The following is a 25,793-nucleotide window of genomic DNA, read 5'->3' as shown; positions in this document are numbered from 1 at the left end:
ATAAAATCATCTTCGTCGCAAATATATAAATTTATCTTTGTTGACATGAGCTTATACAAGAACCGCCAAAAATCACTTACGAATCGATTTACTACTTATGTAAAGATAGATACGCAATCAGATGGTTCTTCAGCAACCTGTCCTTCAACACTAAAACAAAAAAACTTAGGAGAATTATTGGTAAAAGAGTTGTTAGAGTTAGGCATTATTGATGCTGCTATGGATCAAAACGGGTATGTTTATGCCACAATATCATCAACAACAACTAAAAACGTTCCTGTTATTTGTTTTTGCGCGCACATGGATACCTCGCCAGATTGCAGCGGTAAAGACGTAAAACCAATTATTCACCACAACTATAATGGAGAAGATTTGATTCTTCCCGATGATAAAAATATAGTCTTGAAGCTTGCTGACCACCCAGATTTAGGTGCGCAGTTTGGCAATGATATTATTACCGCGAGTGGGACTACCCTTTTGGGCGCAGACAATAAAGCAGGCTTAGCTTCCATTATGGAGGCAGTGGAGTTTTTAAACACCAACAAAGAAATTAAACACGGCACCATAAAAATTCTTTTTACGCCAGACGAAGAAATTGGGCGAGGCGTTGATAAAGCAGATATTAAAAGACTTGCAGCCAACTTTGCCTACACTGTTGATGGAGAAACGTTGGGCTCTATTGAAAACGAAACATTTTCGGCAGATGGCGCGACGCTTACGATAAACGGCATAAGTAGCCACCCGGGATTTGCTACAGGAAAAATGCAAAGCGCAATAAAAACATTAGCGTCGGTGATAGACCATTTGCCAAAAACCGAGCTTAGTCCGGAAACGACTGAGCATAAAAGCGGATTTATTCACCCTGTTTCTATTTCTGGTACTGTAGAACAGGCGGAGGCACAATTTATTCTTCGCGATTTTGATGATGAGAAGCTTGTAGCGCATGGCCAGCTGCTAAAAAAATTAACGGAACAAGTACTTACAAAATATCCCGGTGTAACATTTGATTTAATCATAAAGGAACAATATCGAAATATGAAACGGGTTTTGGACAAGTATCCGGAAGTTACAGAAATTGGAATCGAAGCTATAAAAAGGGCAGGCATCACTCCAAAACTTCAAAGTATCCGTGGCGGAACTGATGGATCTAGGCTGTCTTTTATGGGTTTGCCTTGCCCAAATATTTTTGCCGGCGAACATGCATTTCATGGCAAGCAAGAATGGGTAAGCGTACAAGACATGGAAAAAGCGGTGCAGACCATTATAAATATTGCGTGTATATGGGAGGAACGGAGCAACGAATAGCAAAGACAGTATAAAGACGAGCATGGAAAAAATATTTACTCAAGCAGAAATTAATACAAAAACAATCCCAACTCCTACTTTTTAAGTATCATGATAACTTTAGAAAACGACCATTTAAAAATAAACGTTGCAGAAAAGGGCGCGGAGTTGCAGAACTTAATTAGTAAGGAAACACAAATTGATTATTTGTGGAATGCAGATCCAACATATTGGGCTAAACATAGTCCTGTATTGTTTCCGATTGTAGGTTCGTTAAAAAACGACACCTATTTTTATAAGGAGAAAGAATATTCGCTTAGCAGACACGGTTTTGCACGAGACCACATGTTTAGCATTCAAAAAAGCCAAGACAATGAAGCAACTTTTGTATTGAAACAAAATGATGAAACGTTAAAAATATATCCTTTTTATTTTGAGCTCGCCATAACCTACAAGCTCTTAGACGACAGACTAATTGTGAGCTATGTGGTTAAAAATACTGGACAGGACGACATGCTTTTCTCTCTCGGTGCGCATCCTGCTTTTGCAGTGCCCAATACGCCGAATACAAACTACGAAGATTATTACATTACGTTTAACGAAGACATTAAACTGAAACACTATGATTTAGTTGACGGGCTTGTAAGCGATAAAATGGAAGAGATAGTATTAAGTGGACATAAAATGCAATTGGACCACAAATTATTTAAAAACGATGCCTTAGTTTTAAAATCGTTAGAAAGCAATTGTGTTAGCTTATTAAATACTCAAAACCACCATGGGCTCCATTTTCATTTTGATGAATTTCCCTATTTCGGAATTTGGGCAGCTCCCAATGCACCGTTTGTTTGTTTGGAGCCTTGGTGTGGCATAGCAGACAGTATAAAATCCAACCAGAAACTCATAGACAAAGAAGGCATTAATGTATTGGTCAGCAGCAAACAGTGGAGCCGATCTTGGGAGGTTGAATGCTTTTAATGTTCCGATTTTTTTAATAAAACAAATATTGATTCTTTATTTCTTAAGTTTTTTATGCTTTTGGATTTTATATTAGGGATGTTTCACTTCAGTCTTAAAGCTTTGTTTTAATTGCTATTCCCACTTAAAAACCTTAACGGCAACGGCGTAAATAGCGATTCCCCAAACAACCAGAATTAGGATTTGAATTTTAACATCCCAAAGTCCGGCGCCCTCAAAAGCAACCTTTCTTAAAGCATCATTTAAATAGGTAAGTGGTAATACCCTACAAAATGGCTGTAGCCAGGTTGGAAAAGCGTCGATAGAAAAAAATGTGCCAGAAAGTAGAAACTGCGGCAGCGTAACCATATTTGCGATGGGCGGCACCATAGTTTCATTTTTTGCAATACCCGAAATAATAAAGCCAAAACCCATAAAAACAATTACGCCAATGGCCGAAAGCACAAGCATATTTAGCACCGTGACGACGCCGTTTATGAGCGTAAACTTGAATAAAAAATGCCCAATTAGGATGATAAAAATTGCGCCGCAGAGCGCAAAACCTACTCTAGCCATACCTTCGCCAATTACAATACTAGATCGCTTAACCGGCGTAGCAAAAAATCGTTTTATAACCAAAGTTTGCCTCAAACTTAGAAAAACAAAAGCCGTTCCGAAAACACCTGTAGCCAACAAGGAGAATCCTAATTGCCCTGGAAGGATAAAATCTATCGTTTTGTACGTCCTACCAGTTACTGTTTGTTCTTTAAGTTCAGCTACATCAGGTTTCAGATTTCTATCATACAAAATTCCATTAAGTACAGATTTCAAGATATTGCCTTTATCAAGCGATGCCGAAGTATAAGAGATGTTTACATCATAACCCGCGCGCTTGCTACTCTTTTTAACCCCAATTAAAGCATCTATAGTTCCTTTATTTAATAGGTTAGAAAATTCTGCTGCCGTCTTGTGCTCAGTCAGTCGGATAATACTTGCATGCTTTATCGCAGCAATTACCGGATTGTTCAAATCAGCGCCTGGTGCAATACCAACATCTATATGTGTTCCTCCAGTACCTAAAAATCCGAAAACCAAAATAAAGATAAGTGGAAAAGCCAGCGTAAAAACCACTGAAGAAGGACTGCGTACAATGGCTTGAAAACTGGCTTTGGCCAAAGCAAGCATGGCCTTTGTATTGCTGTACTTCGGCTTCTTTTCGATAGAAGTTTTTTCACGCTCAATCTTGCCCTTAATTGCCATAAATTAGTGTTACTTTATATAAGATGTTTTTATGAAAAAAATTCTTTTAAGCCCCCTTTATCTTAGCTTAATTCTCGTTTCGGTTAACAACCGAAATTCACTCTCTCCATTCTTTTCCGGTAAGGTTTATAAAAACATCTTCCAGATTTGCCTGTTTTACTTGTTTTTGGCGCTCAAATCCAGTCGCCACTAATTGATCGATTAAATTGTCTGGTGTATCTAAAGCGATGATTTCACCACGTTCTACAAACGCAACTCGGTCACAGAGCTGCTCTGCCTCGTCCATGTAATGTGTAGTAATAACCACAGTAGTGCCGTTTGCCCGAATTTGAGTAATCAAGTCCCACAAATTTCTCCTTGCCTGAGGATCCAAACCAGTGGTCGGTTCATCGAGAAAAATTATTTTTGGTTCGTTAATTAAAGTTGTTGCGATAGAAAACCGTTGTTTTTGTCCCCCAGATAAGGCTTTATATTTCGCTTTTGCTTTATCTTGCAAGTTCACCTTTTCCAGCATTTCTATAGGTTTCACATTTGCACAATATAAGCCTGCAAAAAGCGCTATCAACTCCAGCAAATTTAAATTAGGATAGTAACCTGCAGCTTGAAGCTGAACGCCAATAATTTGTTTAATTTCCTGCGGGTTTTTATCGACCGAAAAGCCATCGACTACAATTTCGCCCGATGTTTTGGTGCGAAGCGTTTCGATAATTTCTAGCGTGGTGGTTTTACCTGCGCCATTTGGCCCAAGCAGCCCGAAGATTTCATTTTCGTAAACATCAAAACTTAAATCCTTAACTGCTACAAAATCGTCGTACTTTTTTACTAGATTTTTTACACTAATGATTGCGTTATTAGTTTCCATATCGCTAATGTAATAAGCGTAAATGAATAGCGGATGAATTATTTTTGGAATCCGGCTAAAATGGTTATAAAATGATGAAATTCACAATTGGCTAAGAAGCTTTTTTGTCAGTAACAATTATTCAGCTACCAGCTAAGTTCACCCTTCATTAAAGAAACAAAATCATCAAAAAGATAGCGCGAATCATGCGGACCTGGAGACGACTCGGGGTGATATTGAACCGAAAACGCTTTCTTTCCCTTTACTCGAATTCCTTCAATAGATTTATCGTTCAAGTTTAAATGCGTTATTTCTACCTTATCAGAATTTTTAACATCGTCTTGATTTACCCCAAAACCATGGTTTTGAGAAGTCACCTCGCAATGGTTTTTAATGATATTTTTAACCGGGTGATTTAAACCGCGATGACCGTTAAACATTTTCATGGTACCAATACCATTCGCCTCCGCTAATAGTTGGTGTCCCAGACAAATACCGAACATTGGTTTATTGGCTGCTAAAATATCAGTCAAGGTTTCTACCGCATACTGCATTACTGATGGATCGCCAGGACCGTTGGAAATAAAGTAACCATCCGGATTAAATTTTTCCATTTCCTCGAAACTAGTTTTCGCAGGGAAAACTTTAACATAAACGCCTCTAGATTCAAAACTGCGCAGAATGTTCTTTTTTATACCAAGATCTAAAGCCGCCACTTTTAAAGCTGCATTCGGATCACCAAAAACATATGGTTCGCTAGTACTTACTTTAGATGAAAGTTCTAATCCATCCATAGATGGAACTTCAGCCAATCTCTTTTTCAACGCATCAATATCTGTAATCTCAGAAGAAATAATCGCATTCATTGCACCCTTATTCCTAATGTGGCTCACCAAAGCACGTGTATCGATGTCAGAGATGGCTACAAGATTGTCGTGTTCGAAATAATCCTGAATAGATTCTGTGGCTTGTTTTCTGCTGTAAACAATGTTGTAATTCTTGCAAACAAGTCCCGAAATTTTTATAGATTCAGATTCAATTTCGTCTTTCTGAATGCCATAATTACCAACGTGGCTATTGGTGGTCACCATAATCTGTCCGAAGTAACTAGGATCTGTAAAAATCTCTTGATAACCCGTCATGCCCGTATTAAAGCAGATTTCTCCGGTAGTGGTTCCGATTTTTCCGGCAGCTTTGCCCTGAAAAACAGTTCCATCAGCAAGCAATAAAACAGCAGGTAACTTGGTGTAGTTAGTCATTCGAATAAAGTAAATGGGGTTTTAAAAAAAGATAAAAAATGCGGAAGGCGTCAACCAATAAGTTGTTTTTATTAAGGGTATAAAACGTAGAACAAATCCCTTCCATTTCGGGATACAAAGATAGGTTATTGTTTTAAAAATTAAAAGGAATGTTTAAAATGCTTTTTAGATGATTAATTTCTGCACGGGCTAGACTTTGATAATTGTTCAACATAATTTTTTGGGCGCTTTAACACGTTTTGCGTTGGATCTTTACTCGGCTAGAAAGCCGAGTAAAGGATGCCACTTCAATCGTTAGCGCATGTATTTTCTAGCCATAAAATGGATCAAGCTGTTTGGGTAGCACGGTTTTCGAAGAAAAAATACTTTAAAAATGCACAACTAATAAGCTAAATTATGCATGAATAAATTACAAGAGAAGCTCAGGTTTAAATAAAAAGTCGTTTCACCTATCAGACACAAAAAACATTTCTGAAAGAAAAAACCTACTTTTGGATTACAATAAAGCAACTTAGCCATGTCTGTACACAGAGAAGTTAAAAGAGTTACCACCCATATTTTACAAGAGATGAAGCAAAGAGGCGAGAAAATCGCAATGCTCACTGCTTACGATTTTTCTATGGCCACCATTTTAGATGATGCTGGTTTAGATGTTTTATTGGTTGGAGACTCTGCGTCTAACGTAATGGCAGGCCATGAAACTACGCTACCAATTACGTTAGATCAAATGATTTACCATGCGTCTTCTGTAATTAGAGCGGTAAAGCGCGCTTTTGTGGTAGTAGATTTACCTTTCGGATCCTATCAAGGAAATTCTAAAGAGGCTTTAAATTCTGCCATCAGAATAATGAAAGAATCTGGTGCACACGGTGTGAAATTAGAAGGTGGAGAAGAAGTGATAGATTCAGTACAACGCATTATTACGGCTGGAATTCCAGTAATGGGGCATTTGGGTTTAACACCACAGTCAATTTATAAATTTGGAACCTATACGGTAAGGGCAAAAGAAGAAGAAGAAGCTAATAAATTAAGGGAAGATGCCATGGTTTTACAGAATGCAGGGTGTTTTGCTGTCGTGTTAGAAAAAATACCGGCTAGTTTGGCAAAAGTAGTTTCAGAAAATATTCAAATACCTACCATCGGTATTGGCGCTGGTCCGCATTGCGACGGACAAGTACTTGTAGTAAACGACATGATTGGACTGACAAAAGGATTTAGTCCTAGGTTTTTACGCCAATATATAAATTTATACGAAGAAATTTCTGGCGCTGCGCAAGCGTACATAAGAGACGTAAAAAGCAATGACTTTCCCAACGAAAAAGAGCAATATTAAATGCCGATTACCGAAAAAGACATTCTTTTTGAAGACAATCACCTTATTGCCATAAATAAACGGGCCGGAGATATTGTGCAAATCGATGAAACTGGTGATGAATCTTTAGAGCAAAAAGTCAAGGTTTTCCTCGCTAATAAATATAACAAACCAAACGAAGCTTTTCTAGGCGTTGTACATCGCCTCGATCGACCAGTAAGTGGCGTGATAATTTTTGCAAAAACAAGCAAGGCTTTGGCACGAATGAACGAGCTTTTTAAAGGTCGAGATGTAACTAAGACCTATTGGGCAGTGGTACGAAACCAACCCATTCCAACTGCAGGAACGCTGAATCATTGGTTGTTAAAAAATCAACAAAAGAACGTGGTAAGCGCCTACGCCAAAGAAGTTAAAGAAAGTCAGCATGCAGAATTGTCTTATAAACTGCTTACCAAACTTGGCGACTACTATCTGCTCCAAGTAAATCCAGTAACAGGCAGATCACACCAGATTAGAGTGCAGCTTTCTAGCTTAGGTTGCCCTATTGTTGGAGATAACAAATACGGATATCCTCGGGGAAGCAGAAAAGGGAGCATTTGTTTGCATGCGCGTCGACTACAGTTTATTCACCCCGTAAAAAAAGAACCTGTAGACATTTTGGCAAAGTTGCCTATAGATGGTTTTTGGGAAAGGTTTGAAGAGGTCTAAAGCCGTACAAAATTTACTTTTCCCCACCACACTCGTCGTCAAAAACATTTCGTTATCGTCGAAGCTGTTTTTATTTATACTTATGATGTGTAACTTTGAAATAAGTTAGAACCATCAAAAGCTAGCTTTAGCTAACTACAATTATTGTAAATAAATATTATGTCTATAACAACAGAAGCGGAATTAATTGGGATGAAACAAATAAGTGATGCTGTTGCTTATACGCTTAAGGAGATGAGGGATTTTGCACGCATTGGGATGTCTACTAAAGCGCTTGATGATTATGGGGCAGCCATTCTAAAAGATTTTGGCGCAAAATCTGCCCCATTTATAACTTATAAATTTCCTGGTTGCACCTGCATTAGCATTGACCATGAATTTTGCCATGGAATCCCATCAATTAAAAAAATTTTAAAAGAAGGCGACTTAGTTAACATTGATGTTTCAGCAGAGTTAGGTGGCTTCTGGTCAGACAATGGTGCCTCTTTTGTAATTGGCGAAGATGTAAATGGACATCAAAAACTCGTTGACGCATCAAAAGAAATTTTAAAAAAGGCGATCAATCACATCAAAGGAGGCATCAGAATTTCTGAAGTCGGGCACCTTATAGAAACCGAGGCAAAGAAACGTGGCTATAAAGTAATCAAGAATTTAACCGGACACGGAATAGGCCGGAGTTTGCACGAGGAGCCATCGGAAATTGCTAATTATAAAGATAAATATAACCTGACGAGATTTAAAAAAAATACAGTTGTTGCCATTGAAACATTTATATCTACAACATCCACATACGCCGAGACCCAAAATGACGGATGGACAATGGTTGGAAATAAGGGTGGCTTTATGGCACAACATGAACACACGATAATAGTTACCGATCGTGCACCGATTATACTGACGGCGAAAAACGAAATTTGGAATTGAAAAATTAAAAAAGGCGGCGACTAAATGCTGAAAAATTTACTGATATAAAAAGTTTTCGTAAAGGAAACCAAAGATTCTTTTGAGAGTCGAAAAATTTAGCTTTCTTTTTTGAAACACCTCTTTTTTGTGTGGTCTTCATTCCTTAACCACTGTCTAAAAAACAATAACCATCGTACAAAAATATGTCAGAAGAAATGAGACCTTGCCCAAATTGCAAATCACCTTACGGCTATTCTTCGGGTGAAAATGCTTATGCCTGCCCCGAATGTAGCAACAAGTGGATTGCGAGCGAACCTGATGGCGAAGAAGTTTTAAAAGTTATCGACTCAAACGGAAACGAATTAAGCAATGGAGATTCGGTAATTATTATAAAAAATCTTCCAGTAAAAGGAGCTCCAAAACCGGTTAAAGCCGGTACTAAAGTAAAAAATATTCGTTTAACAGAAGGAGACCATAACATCGATTGTAAAATTGAGGGTTTCGGTTCGATGGCTTTAAAATCAGAATTTGTAAAAAAGGCGTAAGATCAGTCGGTTTAGATCGTTTTTATATATTATTTCTAACTAACGCATTGATAAAAATAATCTACCACTTTAATTGGTATCTACAAACTTAACAGCGAAGCCGTAAGCAACGATATTGATAATTTAAAGGACAAATCCTATTTCAGCAAAGGATGGATTTATTTGCAGGTTAATTTCTAATATATCTCTAATACATTATTTTATATTTGAGTAAAAGTTTACAAACGTAATTTTAATCTGCAACAATGCAAACCTATATTTCCATGCTTCGCGGAATTAACGTGAGCGGTCATAAAATTATCAAAATGCAGACGCTTCGCACGATGTACCAAAAACTTGGTTTTAAGGAAGTAACAAGCTATGTGCAAAGTGGAAACGTAGTTTTTCAGGCCGAAACGCACACCGAAAAAAAAACAGCAGAATTAATCTCGCAAGAAATTAAAAAAGAGTTTGATTTCGAGATACCTGTTTTGGTGCTGACTGTCCAAAGCTTAAAAGAAATCATTAAGAACAATCCATTTTTAAAACAGTCTGATAAAGAGGAGGCATTCTTTCATGTTACCTTCTTGTCCGAAAAACCTAAACCCTACGAGCAAGAACTTATAGAATTAAAAAAGAAGAAAGAGGAAGCAATCGCTTTTGCAGAACATGCGATCTACTTATTCTGCCCAGATGGGTACGGGCAAACAAAACTCCACAACACATTTTTGGAAAATAAATTAAATGTGCCTACAACAACCCGCAATTGGAAAACAACCAAAAAGCTGATCGAAATCGCAGAAGAGATGCAAAAATGCTCTTAAATAATTAATTACTTACTTTTTCAAACCTATTTCCCGAAGTCGCTCATCTAAATATTCACCAGCTGTCATATCTGTATATAACTTTGGGTGTTCGGAATCGACAGTACTAGGTAAACTGGTCAAATCCATTTTGCTTTTTGGGTGAAGAAAGAACGGTACTGAGAACCGCGAAGTTTTCATCAATTCTCGAGGTGGGTTAACTACTCTATGCGTTGTCGACTTTAATTTATTATTGGTTAATCTTTGAAGCATGTCGCCTACATTTACCACAATATCAGTATGCGCAGCTTTAATTGGCAACCACTCGTTGGCTTTCGTTAACACCTCTAATCCATCGGCACTTGCTCCAATTAAAAGCGTAATTAAATTGATGTCTTCATGAGCGCCTGCCCTAACCGCATCTGCAGGAAGGATTTCCGGGTTTTCTATTGGAAAATAATGAATTCCACGTAAAATAGAATTCCCATTGTGTACAAATTCAGCAAAATAATTTAAGGGCAAATCCAAATATGTTGCAATGGCTTCCAATAAAAAAGCTCCATTTTCTTCTAGTTTTTTATAAACTTGCATGGTAACCTTATTAAAATCTGGCAATTCCGCTAACACTTCATTACTTGGATATTGTGATTTAACGGCATCGCCATCTGTAACCTCTTGACCGATTTGCCAAAATTCTTTCAAATCTGGTGTTTTAGCACCTTTCGCAGTTTCTTTTCCGGCACTTGTATATCCGCGCTGACCTGCCAATTCTATCTTTTCATATTTTCGCTTAACTTCCAAGGGCAATGCAAAAGCTCCCTCAATATTTTTGTAAAGCGCGTCTATCAACTCTTTATCAAGGCCATGGTTGGTAATGGTTACGAAACCAGAATCGTTAAAAGCGCGACCTAAGTCATCAGAAAATTTCTTTCTATCGAATTCGCTGCCATTAATATAGGCGCCTAGATCTAAACAAGGAATATATGGAGTAGTCATCGTATTTTTTTTAAAAAACGAATTTAGTAAGAATTACGTATATGTAAGTCCAACAACGCCACAAAACTTACAAGATCGCAACAAACAACCACCTACTTTTTAATCCTGTAAAGTTGTAATCCATAAAATGTCATAAAATGTATTAGAGCAACAAATTATAAACTTTAGGTCGGTAATTTGCGTAGTTTAATTGAACATACATTGGAATCTAAATTTCTGAAAAACAGCTAATATGAAAAAAATTATTTTAATTCTCCTATCCCTGCTTGCAGTCAATAATCTCGAAGCTCAACCCAATAAAACCGAAAAAGCAACATTTGGTATGGGTTGTTTTTGGTGTACTGAAGCGATTTTTCAAAAATTAAAAGGCGTTATTTCTGTAAAATCTGGATATGAAGGCGGGACATTGGCAAATCCAACATACGAGGAAGTTTGCAGCGGCGCTACCGGCCATGCAGAAGTAAGCCAAATTACCTATGACCCTGCAAAAATAAGTTATACTGATTTATTAGAAGTTTTTTGGAAAAGCCACGATCCTACCACTTTAAATCGTCAAGGTGCGGATGAAGGAACGCAGTACCGTTCCGTTATCTTTTATAATACACCTGCTCAAAAAATTACGGCAGATAGCTATTTAGCGCGCCTAAACGAAGTAAATGCTTTAGGAAAAAAAATTGTTACCGTAATAGAACCTGCTAAACCATTTTACATCGCAGAGAACTATCATCAAGACTATTACAACAAAAATGGTTCTGCCCCCTATTGTCGTTTAGTAATTCTCCCCAAATTAGAGAAATTAGAAAAGGTGTTCAAAGACAAACTAAAAGAATAGACAGGTTTTTATTTTTTATCGACATTAAGAAATCTCAATCGACGTTGCCGATTGAGATTTCTTGTTAAAAAGTCAGTGCAAAATACATTATCCTTATTTCCTATCTTTGCCGCATGGACAACCCTTTACAGCTATACAATACGCTCACGCGACAAAAAGAGCGATTTGAGCCGCTAAACGCGCCTAACGTTGGCATGTATGTTTGCGGCCCAACCGTATACAGTGATGTACATCTTGGCAATTGCCGTACATTTGTCTCGTTCGATCTTATTTTTCGCTATCTAAACCATTTGGGTTATAAAGTTAGGTATGTGCGTAACATTACCGATGCCGGCCATTTAGAAGGCGACAGAGACGAGGGAGATGATAAATTTGCAAAGCGTGCAAAGCTAGAACAATTGGAGCCTATGGAAATTGTACAAAAATACACCCTCGGTTTTCATGATGTTTTGCGCATGTTCAATACTTTGCCCCCGAGTATAGAGCCAACAGCTACTGGACATATAATAGAGCAAATTGAGATGATAAAGTTGATTATCGCCAACGGATATGCCTATGAAATTGATGGGACAGTTTATTTCGACGTAAAAAAATATAGCGAAAAATACAATTATACCATTCTAACCAATCGAAACATAGAAGACATGTACGCCAATACGCGCGAGCTAGGTGGGCAAGATCAAAAACATGGGCGATTAGATTTTGCGCTCTGGATAAAAGCAAAAACAGAAACGCTTATGAAGTGGCCTTCCCCTTGGGGTTTGGGTTTTCCAGGATGGCACATTGAATGTTCTGCCATGAGCGAAAAATACTTGGGTGCTGAATTTGATATACACGGTGGTGGAATGGATTTGGCGGCAACGCATCATACCAATGAGATTGCGCAAAGCGAAGCTTGTAACCATACACAACCTGCCAAATACTGGATGCACACCAACATGCTTACTGTAAATGGCGTGAGAATGTCAAAGTCGGCAGGAAATGGATTTCTGCCAGAAGAACTATTTACCGGAACTCATCCACTGTTAAAAAAGGGCTACAGCCCAATGACGGTTAAGTTCTTTATGTTACAGGCACATTACAGAAGCACGCTAGACTTTTCTAATGAAGCATTAAAAGCGTCAGAAAAAGGCTTTAAGCGACTAATGGCCGCAATTGCCCTCATCGGCAAATTAACCATCTCTAATGAAGATTCCTTCGATTTCAACGCAATTCGTACTCGTTGTATCAAAGCGATGAATGATGATTTTAACAGTCCGGTGTTAATTGCAGAGCTATTTGAAGCCGTTAGAATGATCAATAGCGTTTATGATGGCAAGGCAAAAATATCTACCGAAGGCCTACAAAAACTAAACTTGCTAATCGAAAATTTTGTAACGGACGTACTTGGACTTAAGGATGAAAGTAATGATAGCGGCGATTTAAAAGAAGTTTTGGGTATGGTTATTAACTTACGAACTGAAGCTAAAGCGACGAAAGATTACGCGACTTCTGATAAAATTAGAATTGGTTTACAACAAATCGGCATTAAACTTAATGACAGTAAAGAGGGAACTACGTGGAGTAAAAACTAGCTTTTTGCCTCGATTGTATGATTCGAAGTTGTAGAAATGTTCATTTGTTAATTACTTTTGAAATCGTTAAAGAAATTAAATTTTATATTCGCCACAAAACCCTTAGAAACAAGAAATGAAAATATTGTTAGTTAGTGCAGTTGCCTTGCTCTTTACGCTAAACGCCGTTGCGCAACGGAGTGATGGTTCTACGAAATCCTTGTTAAACGCTGAAAAGGAATTTCAAAAATCGCTTACCAAAAATGGTGAAAAGGAAACCTACCAAGATTTCTCATCAGCTGGTGGGCTTGTATTTAGACCAAATCCAACGAATACCCAAAAGTTTTATCAAGATGGAACTCAATCAAATCAAGATTTAGTTAGAAATCCGACAATGGCGATGTCGTCTCGGAGCGGTGACTTCGGCTTTACAACCGGATCTTATGCGCTTGGAGCTACAAATGCACAATATGGCCAATATCTTTCTATCTGGAAAACAGACAACGAGAAATGGAAATTGGTTATGGACCTAGAAACTAAAAGCAATAAACCGTTAAAGGACGGTCAAAATAAATTTATAGAGCCAAAAGATCATGTTACCCCAAAATTTATCAACGATAAGGAAATAAAAGCTGGCAAAGACATTATTATCACTACAGAAAAGACGCTTAATACACTTATAAAAACGCACGGAGTAATTGCCTTTAGCGGCTTTTTAGCACCCAACCCTCGTTTAATTTTCCCGGGTAGAGAAGCCATGAACGGAACGGCTGAGATTGTGTCGTTTTACAGCAATACTGTTGATAAAATTAACTTTAAAAATACCGGTGTCGATAAAGCCATAGGTAGTGATTTGGCATATACTTATGGAATTGCTACAGTAGATTATAAAGCAGATTTGCGAGAAAGTTTTAATTACGTTTTTGTTTGGCAGAGGGCTGCAGATTTTAGTTGGAACCTGCTTGTGCAGGCCTATGTACCTGCAGAAAGATAATTTATACCTTCTAATTTTTTTAAAGGCTTTCGGAAAGAAGGCCTTTTTTGTGCTTTATTTTTCAACTATGCAAAACTGAAAATAGAAAAGAGCAATTAGTCAGTTAGAAGTTAAATTTCTTGGGCGTTTTAAAACGCTTTCCACTAAATCTTGTATTGCAGCCAAAAGCGCAAAAAGAATATCGCTCAAATCGTTCATGCACTTAACGAATGCCATTATGCGTTATATATATTTTAAGAGAGATTGCTTCAACATCCGCTCTACTAATAATGCGTTGGGATTTTTTAGTTGTTGATAAAAAAGTAGTCTCAAATGGCGTATTTATCCAAAATATCTAAACATAATAATAATAACTATTCAATTTTAATCTTATCAAAAACCATGTTTAAAAAATACCTTACCATCATCCTTATTGTCATCTCTTCAGCAAATAGTTTCTCTCAAACAAAAGGTTTTGATTTGCAAGGCAAAGCAGGTTGTAGAGGCATAATGCCAGAAAATACCATACAAGGAATGATCAAAGCGATAGATTTAGGCGTTACCACAATAGAGATGGACGCGGTCATCTCAAAAGACAAAAAGGTTGTGCTTTCTCAAGAACCTTATTTTAACAACGAATTTTCTTTGCAGCCAAATGGCAAGCCAATAGCTTTTAAAGATCAAAAAAAATTCAACATCTATAAAATGAACTACAGCGAAATTAAAACTTTTGATGTAGGTAGTAAAGTGCATCCTCGTTTCCCCGGACAAATGAAGTTTAAAGCTTACAAGCCGTTGCTAAGCGAGACAATAGACGCAGTTGAGTCTTATATTAAAGAAAAAAAACTAAAAAAACCTTTCTACAGCATTGAAACCAAAAGCATTAAAAATGGCGACAATGAATTTCAACCAGAACCTGATGAATTTGTAAACCTTATTATGGAAGTGGTTAATAAAAAGCGAATAGCAAAACGGGTAATTATCGAATCTTTCGATATGCGTACCTTAAAATATTTGCATGAGCATTATCCAAAAATTAAAACTTCGTTATTAATAGATGAAAAAGAGCCTTTGGAAACTTATCTAGCTGAACTCGGGTTTAACCCAACCATTTACAGTCCTTATTCAATTTTAGTTGGGAAAGGGCTAGTAGATCGTTGCCACGAGTTAGGAATAAAAATTGTCCCATGGACAGTAAATAGTTTAAAAGATATTAAATATTTTTTGTCACTAGGTGTTGACGGCATCATTACCGACTATCCAAATTTGATGCAACAACTTGATAAATAAAATAAAGTCCGACGAAACCAATCGTAGGACTTTATTTAAAAAAGCATTTTTCTTTATTTAACTTTTACATTAACGGCAACTCTCCTATTCATCGCTCTGCCAGTTGCATTTTCATTGTCTGCAATTGGATGCTCGGCCCCGTAACCTTCTGGTGAAACAAAAGAATTTGCTGGGCCACCGAAAGATTCAACTAGTTTTGCGACCGCTTCTGCACGTTTTTGAGACAAAGGTTTATTAATTGCCGCATCGCCAGTATTGTCTGTATAACCGCCAAACTTAAATTTCGCGTCGGGAAATGCTTTGGTAATCTCAGCCATATTCCTGAGCTGAGTTTCGGAAACCTTGGTTAAATCGGCGCTATTCAACTTAAAATGAACATTTGTAAATTCATACCAATTTCCATTCTTCTCATCCACAGCTATATTTTTATTCTCTAAAAAGGCAACTAATTTTGCTTCTGTACTATTCTCGCCCGCTTCAAATTCTGTCCCATTTGGCAATATAACGGTGGTCATCTCTCCATCATCGTACATGAAGTCTCCAGTATTTTCGTCAAGGGCACCAACATGAATTCCAGGTTGTATACGTTCCCGCATAAACGGTGTAGCAGTGTCGTTTTCATCCATTGTTGGCCTTACATAATTATTTCCAGGTCCGATGGTGTAAAACCACAACAATAAGATTAACCCCAACGTTACTAGCAAAGGCAATACCCAGCTAAAACCGCTTATCGGATTAATCGGCCCGGCAATTACCGCAGCATGCAACTGATGATCGTCTAAATGTGTTGGATCTTGAGTATGCGTTGGGCGTATATTGTCGTGCCGAGCAGCATTAGACTCCACGATAGGGCTTTGCGGGACTGCTCCTAATCCAGCGGCAGATTGCCCGGAAATTACTGAACCCTCAGCTACGCCAAAGCCTAATGGTAAGATCGTTTGCTTGGTTATAATTTCTCCCTCAAAGTATCCGGCTAATTTATTTCCTTCTAATTTATTATTTTGTAAATGTCTTCCCAAAAGCGCTAAAATGGTTGGCAATGCAATTTCAAAAAGAGCTGATGCAGAACTTTCTTTTATTTTAGAAAAAGTGGCAACCTTCGAAGTCATGTCAGTTTCCACATCTCCTGCAAAAGCCGTAGACGATAATTTCGCAGTAGAAGCAGTAGTTTGATGTTTGATAAAATTAGTTAGCGCGTTCAAAACGCCATTTGCTTGTTGAGAGGCAGCTAGAGCGGAAATCTTTTCAGCGCCGTTTGGTTTTTTAACCTGAGCAGAAATTAATCCTATCGTAGAAGGCAGAATTGCACTAAGCGCTTCTTTGATTCCTTCCTCCGATTCATTTAAATTTCTACTCGCTTCTGATATAAACTCGTTGTTAAAATATTCCTTGACCTCTTCGAGCAGGTTGAATGTCATCATGATTTATAGTTGAATTTTTTGAATGGTAATTGTTGTTTGTAAAGGATGTTTTTTAAACAACTAAATTAAGAATAATGTTTTAATTTCGAGGGATATCAACATAAGTTTTTAATGATAGAACGGGTGCTGAAACGTCAATGAAACGTTAAAATTGCGGGAATTTTCAAAAGAAATCCAATTTATTCAATTGGCGAAATCAGGACAAATAAAATTGATTTTTGGGAACCGTTGTTTATTAAACGGACGGTTTGCGCTTTAAAGAATTTCTGCTATTAATTTTTCTATTGTCAGGCCTTCCGCTTCAGCCCGATAATTTCTCACAATGCGATGGCGCAAAATAGCTTCCGCCACCGCCTGTACATCCTCAATGTCTGGTGCATATTTGCCGGTTACCGCAGCGTGGCATTTAGCTCCTAAAACCAAAAATTGCGATGCGCGAGGGCCAGCGCCCCAACTCACATATTTATTTACTGTTTCTGTGGCATAGGCACTGTTCGGTCTTGTTTTAGCAGTAAGCTTTACAGCATACTCCAATACATTATCAGTTACCGGAATATTTCTTATCAGTTGTTGAAAACCTTGAATTTCACTCGCGCCAACAATTTTGTTGAGCTTTATAGATTGATTGCCAGTGGTATTTCTTACAATGGTCAGTTCATCAGCGTAGCTCGGGTAAGTTAACAATACGTTAAACATAAACCTGTCTAGCTGCGCTTCAGGTAATGGGTAAGTCCCTTCTTGCTCAATCGGATTTTGAGTGGCAAGCACGAAAAAAGGTTTTTCCAAAATATGTGTTTGGCCAGCAGCAGTTACAGATTTCTCTTGCATAGCCTCTAGCAAAGCTGCCTGCGTTTTGGGTGGTGTTCTGTTGATTTCATCAGCCAAAATAATATTAGAAAAAATTGGACCGCGAACAAATTTAAAATGTCTGTCTTCGCCCAAAATCTCTGATCCAATAATATCACTAGGCATTAAATCTGGCGTAAATTGAATTCTATTAAAATCTAGCGCCAATACAGAAGCAATGGTTTGAACCAACAAAGTCTTAGCCAATCCGGGTACACCAACCAGCAAACAATGCCCGTTACTAAAAATAGAGATAAGCACCGCTTTTACCACATCGTCTTGCCCTACAATTACCTTGGCAATTTCTCTTTGTATCTCTTTAAAAGTTTGATGTAGCGCATCTACCGCTTCTACTTCGTTTTGGTAAGGCATTGGTATTACTTAGAATTTTCTTTCTCTGTTTTCGTCCAAATTTTTAGCTCGCTACAACCCAAATATTCTGGATCTATCTTAATATAAGTCTTTTCCCTTCGGGTCTCGAACCACTCACTCAAGGTCTTGTTAACTTTGTCTTGTTGCGCAGCATCTCTAATTTTTGGATAATCTTGTGCCAGATTTGCTTTATGTGGCGCAACCTTAGATTTTAGATACAGAATGCGGTAGTGCTGTTTGCCATCGGGGCCTGTATAAAGTGTAGGCTTAGCTATTTCCCCAACTTTCATGGTGTCGATCACCAAAAATGTAGATGGATCTAGTTTATCAACTGGGATAATGGTTGTCCTAGTACGAACATCTTCTGCATTCAACATCATTCCACCATTAAACTTAGACTGTTTATCATCAGAATAAATGTTAGCAGCAGCAGCAAACGTCAAGTCATTTTTCTCTACCTTATTGTAAATGGAATCTGCAGAGAGCTTTAACCGATCTAAACTGCTTTGGGTTGTAACAGGAATGATTAAAATGTGGCGGGCATGAACTTGCTCGCCACGCCGCTCTATTACTTGCAATACGTGAAAACCGTAATCTGTTTCAAAAACAGGAGAAATTTCCCCAGCTTTTAATTTAAATGCCCAAGCTGTAAACTCCTTTGCCATCATGGTGCGATCAAAAAACCCTAAATCGCCACCATCTGATGCAGAACCGGGATCCTCTGAATACGTTTTTGCCAATACTGAAAAATCTGCGCCTGCAACAATACGTTTTCGCAAATCTTCTATCTTATCCTTAAATTTTTGCTTTTCTGCTTTGGTTAATTTAGGATCCAATACTATTTCGCCTATTTCTACTTCTGTATTAAATTGCGGAACACTATCGCCCAAGGTTTTGTAGTATTTTTCTACTTCTAAAGGCGTCACACTCACATTTTCTGTAATTTTTGCCTGCATTTTCTGAGCAATTAGCTCATCCTTAATCTGCGGACGCTGCTCATCTTTATATTGCAATAAAGATTTGTTCAAAAATTGCTCTAACTTATCTTGCCCACCGGCACGTTGTACCATAGAGCGCATTCTCCTGCCCAATTCATCATCTACCTGACCATCATCAACAGCAATAGAATCTATTTCTGCTTGTTGTTTGAGCAGCTTTTGAGTAAGCACATTTTGTAAGATTTTACATTTAACGTCGCTATTGGCAGGATTTCCTTGGTATAAATACTGGCTATATTGCTGATTAATGTCCGAAGACAAAATGATATTATTACCTACCACGGCGGCAACTTTATCTAACGTATTTCCCTGACCCGACGCATGAAGCATAAATCCCACTACTGCAATAATTACTAGATATATTTTTCTCATTTTAAATGTTGTATCGCCTATGGTAGCCTAACTATTTTTTTGTAAAGATAAGGTTTTACTTTTCCCTTTCTCCTCCCGCAATTTAATGGCTTTTAAGGTCTAAAAGTAGGAATTAGACCGCCCATTATCCGGATATTTAACTAATTTTAACAGATATTTTGATGCAAAAATACAAATGGAAAACCAAGTAACCAACAATCCACATGCTTTGCCTCTATTTTTTACAGAAGAAGTGTTTTTAATAGCAGATAAACAGTTTTCAGATGCCAATCAAATGGGAGAAGCTTTACTTGAAAATATTGAGGTTTTAACGCCTCCCAAAAAGCAAACTGTAGCAAACGAAGCCTATATCGCACCGTTGGAAACAGAAAACGTTGGTGATGAGCCTAAAGTGCTGAGGGAATTTAGTTATCTGGGCGGCAATAAAAAAGGCATTTTAATTTTAGTTTACGATAACGACAATGAGGTGAGTACTGAAATAGGAAACACCTTATTAAAAAATATTTTAAAAGCGATACGGTTAAAGAAAGATGATTTTGCATTGCTAAATATGGCAAAACAACATCCAGCAAAATTTACTGACTTAAATGCTTTTTTTAAACCAAAGGTGATCCTCGCGTTTGGCATAGATTCAGCCCTATTAGATTTAGGCCAATTTGATCTGGGCGAAATGTTTACGAAGAATGATGTTAACGTAATTCTTGGTCGTAACCTAAGCGAATTCGATGACACTGATAAAAAGGCGCTTTGGCGAAATCTGCAAGGCTGCACCTTTTAAGGAATAAGTTCTCCGTTCCAAAATCTATTTCCAAACATCAAGCTCAACAAATCTTAAATAACATGCAACAACTAGTTTTCGCAACACAAAACGAGCATAAAACCGAAGAAATTAGCATTGCACTAAGCGGTCAATATGAGGTATTAAACCTGCACGACCTTCATTTTTCTGGCGAGATTGAAGAAACTGAATCTACTTTTTCAGGAAATGCTACCTTAAAAAGTAAATTTGTTACAGAAAATTTCAATCTAGATTGCTTCGCAGATGATAGTGGTTTGGAAGTTTTTGCCTTAGATGGCGCACCAGGAATCTTCTCTGCCAGGTACGCAGGCACCAGAAATAGCGAAGAAAACATGGATTTATTACTGAAAAATCTAGAAGGAAAAAAAGATAGAAGCGCTAGGTTTACAACGGTCATCTCCCTATTCCAAAAAGGAGAAAATCATTTATTTGAAGGTGTGATCACAGGAAAAATCAGAATGGAAAAATCAGGAATAAAAGGGTTTGGTTATGATCCTATTTTTCAGCCTGATGGCTACGACATTACTTTTGCAGAAATGGAAATGGAGGAAAAAAATAAAATTAGCCATCGCGCGTTAGCGCTAAAAAAAATGATTGAGTTTTTAAAACGATAAGTTAATTCCTGAAGGTTTTCCAATTCACCCAATCTTCATATCTTTAAATAGAGCGTGGCATAGCTAGACACGTCTCCAACTTATTGAATCGGCTTTGTTTTGTCAATGGAATCCTTCTTTGGCAAAGTTGGTTTAATGCCAAAAATAGTTGAATCAGGCTTTGAAATAATTTTTGGCATCTTTTTTAACTCCAAAGAATCTACACTAACTTTTTGTAGCGCATCTGCAGGCATGTTTTTTGGCTTTGCTGATTTCAGCGACTCTTTAGCTGTTTTAACCTGCCCGCCTAATTGCTTCGGGGGCTTACCTTTGCCCTTTGCAGTTTTTAAGATAGTGCTTGGTGTAATGGCATCTTTCTTTGACTTTGGTCTTTCCTTTGGTTTCCAAGAAAAGCCAGTTAAAACGTTGTCTTTTGCAACCTTATTATCGGGATTAATCGCGCCCTCAACACCCTTAATGTAAACTACATCCTCGATGTCTTTATCCTTAAATACAAATTTTATACGACTGCTTAACGTTTGATTTACCTCTTTGTACACTTTAGTACTATCGTCTTGTGTATGATAAATACTTTCTGCATTGCCGTCGACATAAAGCGTTTTAAGTGCTCCATCTGAGAAAAAACCTGTCATTAATCTGCCTTTAATCTGATTAAAACGCAAAGAATCTTTTGGTGTATTTACCAAAAATGCATTTTTGATGGATTGCATGTTGTTAAGTTTTTTGTTTTTAAACTGCACATAAATCGTGTCTGCGACTTGCTGTGAACCTTCAGCCCAAACAATTGGGTTTACATAGCAGCGTAAAGTAGAATCTGCACTCGTATAGAACAAACTATCAGTTTTTGCCTGGATATTGCTCTTAAATATTTTTACATGGTGAAATGCATTTATTATTCTAGCTTGAACGGTATCCAAAGGATCAAGTTTTATGGAGTCTTTTAATTTACCGCCAGCCTTCAATTTTAATAATGTAGCTTTTGCACTTTCTAAGACAGGTTTTTTTACTCCCTCAGGTAATTTGCTTAATTCAACTTTTGATTTACCGAGCAAACTATCAGCCTTTTTAAGCACTTTCCTCTGAACTGAATCTGGAGGTAGTTTTGGCAGCTTCTTTATTATGGAATCTGCAACAGACTTCAACTTATTCTTATCAGACAAACTGTCTAACGGAAATAATTTCAATTTCGTTGTAAGAGAATCTACATTCTTTTTCAAGCTATCGGTAAGTGGCGTAGGCAAATTATCATCTCCATTTTTGTTTTTCCCTTTATCTCTTCGTTTCTGTTTTCTACTCGGCGCATTTTTTGTCTTATCCCCTACCTTGCTTGTCTCTTTAGGCTCGTTGCTATTTTTTTCGGGCTTTTTTGGCTCGTCTTCTCCTACTTGATTATCGGCTTTAATAGATATTTTTGGAATCAGCTTTAACGTTTGCCGAAGCACCATTTGAGTAATTAAAGTATCTGCCCCAATCCACAAACTATCGGGCTTTTTTTTGCCATTTACGGTAACAGAATCATCAGTACCAATCCCCAAGTAAGCCTTCTTTGTTACTAACGCCCGTTTATCCGCTTTGTAATAGTAACCCAAGTCTCCAAACATCTTAATTTTATCTTTGGTATCGCCAAAAACGATATTCTTTACCGCTTTGCCGTAACCTTTTGCTCCATAATAATAAAGACTATCTCCTTTAAGAGATTTTGTATCCTGCGTGTATAAGTTTTTCTTACCGAAATAGGCGTCTTGCGACTGCGTATTATAGGCGCCATTTTCCGTATATAAATTATCGTCTTTACCCTTAATATTGGTTGGCCCATAAAAATAAGTCCATTTACTTAGCGTATTGTACCGCATCGTGTCAGACTTTATAGTTGTTTGCGGTGTAACTGCTATCACATCATATCTAAAATAGGCGTCGTTGCTATTGCTGAAATAGTAGCCGTTTCTACTGGTTAGGGTAACGTCTTTATTTACAATTTTGCCGCCACTTGTGTAGGTTCCAATCTTCGCAGCCATATCGTAATCCAATATTTCTGTGGTTAATATGGCCTGCGGATCGATCATTTTTACGTTTCCGGTAAGATGTGCTTTTTTAGTATTGCCATCATACTGCAGTTGATTGGAATAAATATCTGTGGTTTGCTGGTTGATGTGGACATTATTATATGCCTCGAAATAATTTCGCTCGCTGTAATAAATTGCACTATCGCAAGTAAGCGTTGCATTGTCTTGTTGAAAAACAGGTCGACGCAGATAGGAAACCTTTTTTTCAGGCACCCCCGTAATTTGCTCAAAAGAAATAATTTTTATAACCGATTTTTGTTGCGCAGACAAAAACATCGGACCAAACACCAGCAACAATAAAAAAAATCTTTTTTGCACGGTACAAAGTTAGTTTTTTGTTTGGTACGTTCGAATTACCAGTTAAAATTAAATATTTTTGGAACATGTTACCCACCAAGCAGTTTGAAAATTTTATAAATGAACGGCAATTGTTTGATAAAAACCATCGCATTTTACTAGCTGTTAGTGGTGGGAAGGATTCTATGTTGATGTTGCACCTATTTAAATCTTTAGACATTGAGATAGGCGTGGCACACGTAAATTTTAAACTTCGAGGAGACGAGTCTCAGCGCGATGAAGATTTTGTTAGGAGCCAAACCAAACATTTAAACATTCCGTTTTTTACCGTTCGGTTTGAGACTAAAAAGTATGCGGCGCTTCATAAAATATCTACTCAAATGGCTGCTCGAGCATTGCGCTATCAATGGTTTGAAAAAATTAGATTAACAGAAAACTATGATTTTATTGCGCTTGCACAACATAAAAACGATGTTGCTGAAACAATGATCATTAATTTGGTACGCGGAACGGGTTTAAGCGGCTTACATGGAATTCTACCCAAAAAAAATCGGCTTATTAGACCTTTGCTTTTTTTAACTCGCGCAGAAATAGACGCATGTTTTCAAAAACACGATTTGAATTATGTGGAGGACAGCTCTAACTTAAGTACTGATTATACACGAAACAAAATTAGGCTAGAAGTAATGCCTCGCCTGCGTGAGATAAATGCGAGCGTAGAAAATACTTTTGTCCAAAATGCAGCTAGGTTTGCAGAGGTTGAAAATTTTCTAGCGATGCAAGTCGATGCAATTAGGGAAAAAATTGTTCAACAGAAGACAAATGGTTGGTCGATTTCTATTTCAGAAATACAAGCGCTAAATCCCATGTCACTACTCCTTTATGAGCTTTTGAAGCCCTTCAATTTTAGCGCTTCGGTAGTGAGTGAAATCGCCAATGCACTTAAAGGTTTATCAGGCAAAAGCTTTTTTTCGATCAGTCATCGCATAACTATCAGCCGCGGTTTGCTTTTAGTGGCAAAGCTGCAAAAAGAACTGATCGAAAGTAAATTAATCTATGCAGACACAAAAAGCCTGGTCTTTGGCAGTCAACAAGTTTGCTGCACTTTAATTAACGGCAATAGTTTTAACCAAGATTTAAAAATGGCTTGTGTAGATGCCGAAAAGCTCATCTATCCGTTAAAAGTTAGAACATGGGAAAAAGGCGACAAATTCATCCCGTTAGGAATGAAAGGTTTTAAAAAATTAAGCGATTTTTTTATCGATCAAAAAGTAGATCAATCTTTAAAAGCCATTACACCAGTCTTGGTTAATGGAAATGGAGATTTGTTATGGGTTGCCGGAATGCGCCAAGATAATAGGTACAAGGTGAGATTATCAACAAAAAAAGTTGCTATCTTCGAACTAAAATAATTTAGCGCATTGGATAGCAAATATGCATTTTTTGAAAAACAGTACATTGGCAGAGACTATGTACGGATTTTTATAAGGTTAATTATGGCCACTTTCTGCTTTGCCGCATACGTTTATGAGAGAGACAGAAATAACACAGAAGACTTATTTTTAGTAGTCGGTTTCGGTATAATTGGTGTTTCTATGCTGCTGCTTTTTTTAATTCAATATAAAACCGTCGTTATAAATAAAAGCTTAATTTTAGACGGGTTATGGACCACTAAAAAAGTAAAAATAGATTTAAACAGTATCGTAGATGTTAAGAAAGACGTTTACAGCAAGTTTTTTTTTAACAATCCTGTTTACAACCTGCATCAAAAAGGAGCAATAAAGTTTTATTCTTCAGGAAACGATGCGGTGATCTTAACCGATAGAGATGGATTGAAATATTACATCGGAACACAAAGACCGAACGAACTTTTTCTGGTTATAAAAGATGAAATGAGTCGATCTTTTTAAAAATTCTAGCGCTATGTTTCTCTGCTAGTTGTCGATTTTCCTTTTCGTTGTTTAGAAAAACCAATTTATTTTGAGATCATAAGAAGTTCTTTCAAGACTTATAAAAACCAACAAATATGAAAAAACTACTTTTTGTGCTTGTGGCAATTCTAGCTGGTAGTGCCGCATCTGCACAAACTTATACGCCAAAAGTATCAACAGACTCCTTAAAAATAATTCTTACAAAGATTGAAGTTTTAAAACAGCACATAAAAGTTTTAGAACTAAAAGGGAAAGAAGCAGATGAAGAAACACTGGTGGAAAAATTACGTATAAATTTGCTAGAAGCCAACGGCGAAGCAAAAGTTTCTTTAGAAAAGAGAGAAGAAAATACAAATAGGTCTAGCGGTATTGATGACCAAACCAAAGTAAAGAAATTGGCGATTTCAGCTGAACGGGCTGCTATAAATGCGAAAAAAGCATTAGATAGGTTTAACAAACAGGTTAAAAAAGTTGAAGATCTTCGAGCAGAAATAATCAGCGAGGTACGTAAACTTAGCTATAAAAAACCCTCAATTGTTTACGAATACAACTCGTTTTAATTGGCTGTTGATTGAGTAATTATAG

The 25,793-nt window shown here is 37.3% G+C and carries 24 protein-coding genes; 16 read left to right on the top strand and 8 right to left on the bottom strand.

Annotation, left to right across the window (positions count from 1 at the left end):
* Positions 1 to 45: 45 nt before the first annotated feature.
* Positions 46 to 1,305 (top strand): peptidase T, encoded by a 1,260-nt coding sequence (gene pepT, locus ACVWYG_RS04105; protein ID WP_457268872.1) that lies wholly within the window; start codon positions 46 to 48, stop codon positions 1,303 to 1,305.
* 90 nt (positions 1,306 to 1,395) lie between these two features.
* Positions 1,396 to 2,262, top strand: a complete 867-nt coding sequence (locus ACVWYG_RS04100; RefSeq protein WP_457268871.1) for an aldose 1-epimerase family protein — start codon at positions 1,396 to 1,398, stop codon at positions 2,260 to 2,262.
* 114 nt (positions 2,263 to 2,376) lie between these two features.
* On the opposite strand, the gene ACVWYG_RS04095 is transcribed toward ACVWYG_RS04100, so the two are convergent.
* The 3 genes from ACVWYG_RS04095 to carA form a co-directional block, all read right to left on the bottom strand.
* Positions 2,377 to 3,501, bottom strand: coding sequence for an ABC transporter permease (locus tag ACVWYG_RS04095; protein ID WP_457268870.1), 1,125 nt, complete (start codon positions 3,499 to 3,501; stop codon positions 2,377 to 2,379).
* Positions 3,502 to 3,598: 97 nt separating this feature from the next.
* Positions 3,599 to 4,363 carry an ABC transporter ATP-binding protein gene (locus tag ACVWYG_RS04090; RefSeq protein WP_457268869.1) on the bottom strand — a complete coding sequence of 255 codons (765 nt, stop codon included), beginning with the start codon at positions 4,361 to 4,363 and terminating at the stop codon, positions 3,599 to 3,601.
* A gap of 125 nt (positions 4,364 to 4,488) precedes the next feature.
* Positions 4,489 to 5,601 carry a glutamine-hydrolyzing carbamoyl-phosphate synthase small subunit gene (carA, locus tag ACVWYG_RS04085; RefSeq protein WP_457268868.1) on the bottom strand — a complete coding sequence of 371 codons (1,113 nt, stop codon included), beginning with the start codon at positions 5,599 to 5,601 and terminating at the stop codon, positions 4,489 to 4,491.
* A gap of 517 nt (positions 5,602 to 6,118) precedes the next feature.
* On the opposite strand from carA, the gene panB reads away from it, so the two are divergent.
* From panB to ACVWYG_RS04060, 5 genes are all read left to right on the top strand, one after another.
* Positions 6,119 to 6,934 (top strand): 3-methyl-2-oxobutanoate hydroxymethyltransferase, encoded by an 816-nt coding sequence (gene panB, locus ACVWYG_RS04080; RefSeq protein ID WP_457268867.1) that lies wholly within the window; start codon positions 6,119 to 6,121, stop codon positions 6,932 to 6,934.
* Positions 6,935 to 7,621, top strand: a complete 687-nt coding sequence (locus ACVWYG_RS04075) for an RluA family pseudouridine synthase (RefSeq protein WP_457268866.1) — start codon at positions 6,935 to 6,937, stop codon at positions 7,619 to 7,621.
* Between the two features lie 159 nt (positions 7,622 to 7,780).
* On the top strand, positions 7,781 to 8,545 hold the full coding sequence (gene map / locus ACVWYG_RS04070; RefSeq protein ID WP_457268865.1) for a type I methionyl aminopeptidase: 765 nt from the start codon (positions 7,781 to 7,783) through the stop codon (positions 8,543 to 8,545).
* A gap of 182 nt (positions 8,546 to 8,727) precedes the next feature.
* Entirely contained in the window at positions 8,728 to 9,069 is a 342-nt protein-coding gene (locus tag ACVWYG_RS04065) for a zinc ribbon domain-containing protein YjdM (RefSeq protein WP_457268864.1), read from the top strand.
* A gap of 245 nt (positions 9,070 to 9,314) precedes the next feature.
* A complete protein-coding gene (locus ACVWYG_RS04060) occupies positions 9,315 to 9,872 on the top strand; it encodes a DUF1697 domain-containing protein (RefSeq protein WP_457268863.1) in 558 nt (185 codons plus the stop codon).
* Positions 9,873 to 9,884: 12 nt separating this feature from the next.
* Here the strand turns inward: ACVWYG_RS04060 and ACVWYG_RS04055 are convergent, their stop codons facing one another.
* A complete protein-coding gene (locus tag ACVWYG_RS04055; protein WP_457268862.1) occupies positions 9,885 to 10,847 on the bottom strand; it encodes an isopenicillin N synthase family dioxygenase in 963 nt (320 codons plus the stop codon).
* Between the two features lie 232 nt (positions 10,848 to 11,079).
* On the opposite strand from ACVWYG_RS04055, the gene msrA reads away from it, so the two are divergent.
* The 4 genes from msrA (at position 11,080) to ACVWYG_RS04035 (ending at position 15,495) form a co-directional block, all read left to right on the top strand.
* The gene (gene msrA / locus ACVWYG_RS04050) at positions 11,080 to 11,679 is read left to right on the top strand and encodes a peptide-methionine (S)-S-oxide reductase MsrA (RefSeq protein WP_457268861.1); all 600 of its coding nucleotides are present in this window, start codon (positions 11,080 to 11,082) and stop codon (positions 11,677 to 11,679) included.
* 113 nt (positions 11,680 to 11,792) lie between these two features.
* Positions 11,793 to 13,253 (top strand): cysteine--tRNA ligase, encoded by a 1,461-nt coding sequence (gene cysS, locus ACVWYG_RS04045; RefSeq protein ID WP_457268860.1) that lies wholly within the window; start codon positions 11,793 to 11,795, stop codon positions 13,251 to 13,253.
* A 115-nt stretch (positions 13,254 to 13,368) separates the two neighbouring features.
* Positions 13,369 to 14,226, top strand: coding sequence for a DUF4440 domain-containing protein (locus ACVWYG_RS04040; protein WP_457268859.1), 858 nt, complete (start codon positions 13,369 to 13,371; stop codon positions 14,224 to 14,226).
* Positions 14,227 to 14,607: 381 nt separating this feature from the next.
* Positions 14,608 to 15,495 (top strand): glycerophosphodiester phosphodiesterase family protein, encoded by an 888-nt coding sequence (locus ACVWYG_RS04035; RefSeq protein WP_457268858.1) that lies wholly within the window; start codon positions 14,608 to 14,610, stop codon positions 15,493 to 15,495.
* A gap of 53 nt (positions 15,496 to 15,548) precedes the next feature.
* Here the strand turns inward: ACVWYG_RS04035 and ACVWYG_RS04030 are convergent, their stop codons facing one another.
* The 3 genes from ACVWYG_RS04030 to ACVWYG_RS04020 all read right to left on the bottom strand — a co-directional run bounded on the left by ACVWYG_RS04030 (position 15,549) and on the right by ACVWYG_RS04020 (position 19,504).
* Positions 15,549 to 16,916 carry an OmpA family protein gene (locus ACVWYG_RS04030; RefSeq protein ID WP_457268857.1) on the bottom strand — a complete coding sequence of 456 codons (1,368 nt, stop codon included), beginning with the start codon at positions 16,914 to 16,916 and terminating at the stop codon, positions 15,549 to 15,551.
* A 255-nt stretch (positions 16,917 to 17,171) separates the two neighbouring features.
* Positions 17,172 to 18,134, bottom strand: coding sequence for an AAA family ATPase (locus ACVWYG_RS04025; protein WP_457268856.1), 963 nt, complete (start codon positions 18,132 to 18,134; stop codon positions 17,172 to 17,174).
* A 5-nt stretch (positions 18,135 to 18,139) separates the two neighbouring features.
* Positions 18,140 to 19,504 (bottom strand): foldase protein PrsA, encoded by a 1,365-nt coding sequence (locus ACVWYG_RS04020; protein WP_457268855.1) that lies wholly within the window; start codon positions 19,502 to 19,504, stop codon positions 18,140 to 18,142.
* A 175-nt stretch (positions 19,505 to 19,679) separates the two neighbouring features.
* Here ACVWYG_RS04020 and ACVWYG_RS04015 point away from each other — a divergent pair, with 175 nt between their 5' ends.
* Together ACVWYG_RS04015 and rdgB are read left to right on the top strand one after the other, a co-directional pair.
* Positions 19,680 to 20,282: a hypothetical protein gene (locus ACVWYG_RS04015; protein WP_457268854.1), complete on the top strand. Its 603-nt coding sequence runs from the start codon at positions 19,680 to 19,682 to the stop codon at positions 20,280 to 20,282.
* Positions 20,283 to 20,344: 62 nt separating this feature from the next.
* Positions 20,345 to 20,917, top strand: coding sequence for an RdgB/HAM1 family non-canonical purine NTP pyrophosphatase (gene rdgB, locus ACVWYG_RS04010; protein WP_457268853.1), 573 nt, complete (start codon positions 20,345 to 20,347; stop codon positions 20,915 to 20,917).
* A gap of 80 nt (positions 20,918 to 20,997) precedes the next feature.
* Here the strand turns inward: rdgB and ACVWYG_RS04005 are convergent, their stop codons facing one another.
* A complete protein-coding gene (locus ACVWYG_RS04005) occupies positions 20,998 to 23,298 on the bottom strand; it encodes an OstA-like protein (protein ID WP_457268852.1) in 2,301 nt (766 codons plus the stop codon).
* A gap of 65 nt (positions 23,299 to 23,363) precedes the next feature.
* Between ACVWYG_RS04005 and tilS the strand changes: the two genes are divergently transcribed.
* From tilS to ACVWYG_RS03990, 3 genes are all read left to right on the top strand, one after another.
* Positions 23,364 to 24,689 carry a tRNA lysidine(34) synthetase TilS gene (gene tilS, locus ACVWYG_RS04000; RefSeq protein ID WP_457268851.1) on the top strand — a complete coding sequence of 442 codons (1,326 nt, stop codon included), beginning with the start codon at positions 23,364 to 23,366 and terminating at the stop codon, positions 24,687 to 24,689.
* A 9-nt stretch (positions 24,690 to 24,698) separates the two neighbouring features.
* Positions 24,699 to 25,187, top strand: a complete 489-nt coding sequence (locus tag ACVWYG_RS03995; RefSeq protein WP_457268850.1) for a hypothetical protein — start codon at positions 24,699 to 24,701, stop codon at positions 25,185 to 25,187.
* A 116-nt stretch (positions 25,188 to 25,303) separates the two neighbouring features.
* A complete protein-coding gene (locus tag ACVWYG_RS03990; RefSeq protein ID WP_457268849.1) occupies positions 25,304 to 25,768 on the top strand; it encodes a hypothetical protein in 465 nt (154 codons plus the stop codon).
* Positions 25,769 to 25,793: the final 25 nt, after the last annotated feature.

This window comes from Pedobacter sp. UYEF25, from assembly GCF_054061655.1.
This window is presented reverse-complemented; position numbering and strand designations above follow the sequence as displayed.

Excerpts from the sequence above, each read along its gene's own strand:
- msrA (WP_457268861.1), top strand. The coding sequence starts at position 11,080 with ATGAAAAAAATTATTTTAATTCTCCTATCCCTGCTTGCAGTCAATAAT.
- carA (WP_457268868.1), bottom strand. The coding sequence starts at position 5,601 with ATGACTAACTACACCAAGTTACCTGCTGTTTTATTGCTTGCTGATGGA.
- ACVWYG_RS04035 (WP_457268858.1), top strand. The coding sequence starts at position 14,608 with ATGTTTAAAAAATACCTTACCATCATCCTTATTGTCATCTCTTCAGCA.
- pepT (WP_457268872.1), top strand. The coding sequence starts at position 46 with ATGAGCTTATACAAGAACCGCCAAAAATCACTTACGAATCGATTTACT.
- ACVWYG_RS04075 (WP_457268866.1), top strand. The coding sequence starts at position 6,935 with ATGCCGATTACCGAAAAAGACATTCTTTTTGAAGACAATCACCTTATT.
- ACVWYG_RS04055 (WP_457268862.1), bottom strand. The coding sequence starts at position 10,847 with ATGACTACTCCATATATTCCTTGTTTAGATCTAGGCGCCTATATTAAT.
- ACVWYG_RS04090 (WP_457268869.1), bottom strand. The coding sequence starts at position 4,363 with ATGGAAACTAATAACGCAATCATTAGTGTAAAAAATCTAGTAAAAAAG.
- cysS (WP_457268860.1), top strand. The coding sequence starts at position 11,793 with ATGGACAACCCTTTACAGCTATACAATACGCTCACGCGACAAAAAGAG.
- tilS (WP_457268851.1), top strand. The coding sequence starts at position 23,364 with ATGTTACCCACCAAGCAGTTTGAAAATTTTATAAATGAACGGCAATTG.
- ACVWYG_RS04020 (WP_457268855.1), bottom strand. The coding sequence starts at position 19,504 with ATGAGAAAAATATATCTAGTAATTATTGCAGTAGTGGGATTTATGCTT.
- rdgB (WP_457268853.1), top strand. The coding sequence starts at position 20,345 with ATGCAACAACTAGTTTTCGCAACACAAAACGAGCATAAAACCGAAGAA.
- ACVWYG_RS04030 (WP_457268857.1), bottom strand. The coding sequence starts at position 16,916 with ATGATGACATTCAACCTGCTCGAAGAGGTCAAGGAATATTTTAACAAC.
- ACVWYG_RS04100 (WP_457268871.1), top strand. The coding sequence starts at position 1,396 with ATGATAACTTTAGAAAACGACCATTTAAAAATAAACGTTGCAGAAAAG.
- ACVWYG_RS04095 (WP_457268870.1), bottom strand. The coding sequence starts at position 3,501 with ATGGCAATTAAGGGCAAGATTGAGCGTGAAAAAACTTCTATCGAAAAG.
- ACVWYG_RS04065 (WP_457268864.1), top strand. The coding sequence starts at position 8,728 with ATGTCAGAAGAAATGAGACCTTGCCCAAATTGCAAATCACCTTACGGC.
- map (WP_457268865.1), top strand. The coding sequence starts at position 7,781 with ATGTCTATAACAACAGAAGCGGAATTAATTGGGATGAAACAAATAAGT.
- ACVWYG_RS03990 (WP_457268849.1), top strand. The coding sequence starts at position 25,304 with ATGAAAAAACTACTTTTTGTGCTTGTGGCAATTCTAGCTGGTAGTGCC.
- ACVWYG_RS04015 (WP_457268854.1), top strand. The coding sequence starts at position 19,680 with ATGGAAAACCAAGTAACCAACAATCCACATGCTTTGCCTCTATTTTTT.
- ACVWYG_RS04040 (WP_457268859.1), top strand. The coding sequence starts at position 13,369 with ATGAAAATATTGTTAGTTAGTGCAGTTGCCTTGCTCTTTACGCTAAAC.
- panB (WP_457268867.1), top strand. The coding sequence starts at position 6,119 with ATGTCTGTACACAGAGAAGTTAAAAGAGTTACCACCCATATTTTACAA.
- ACVWYG_RS04060 (WP_457268863.1), top strand. The coding sequence starts at position 9,315 with ATGCAAACCTATATTTCCATGCTTCGCGGAATTAACGTGAGCGGTCAT.
- ACVWYG_RS04025 (WP_457268856.1), bottom strand. The coding sequence starts at position 18,134 with ATGCCTTACCAAAACGAAGTAGAAGCGGTAGATGCGCTACATCAAACT.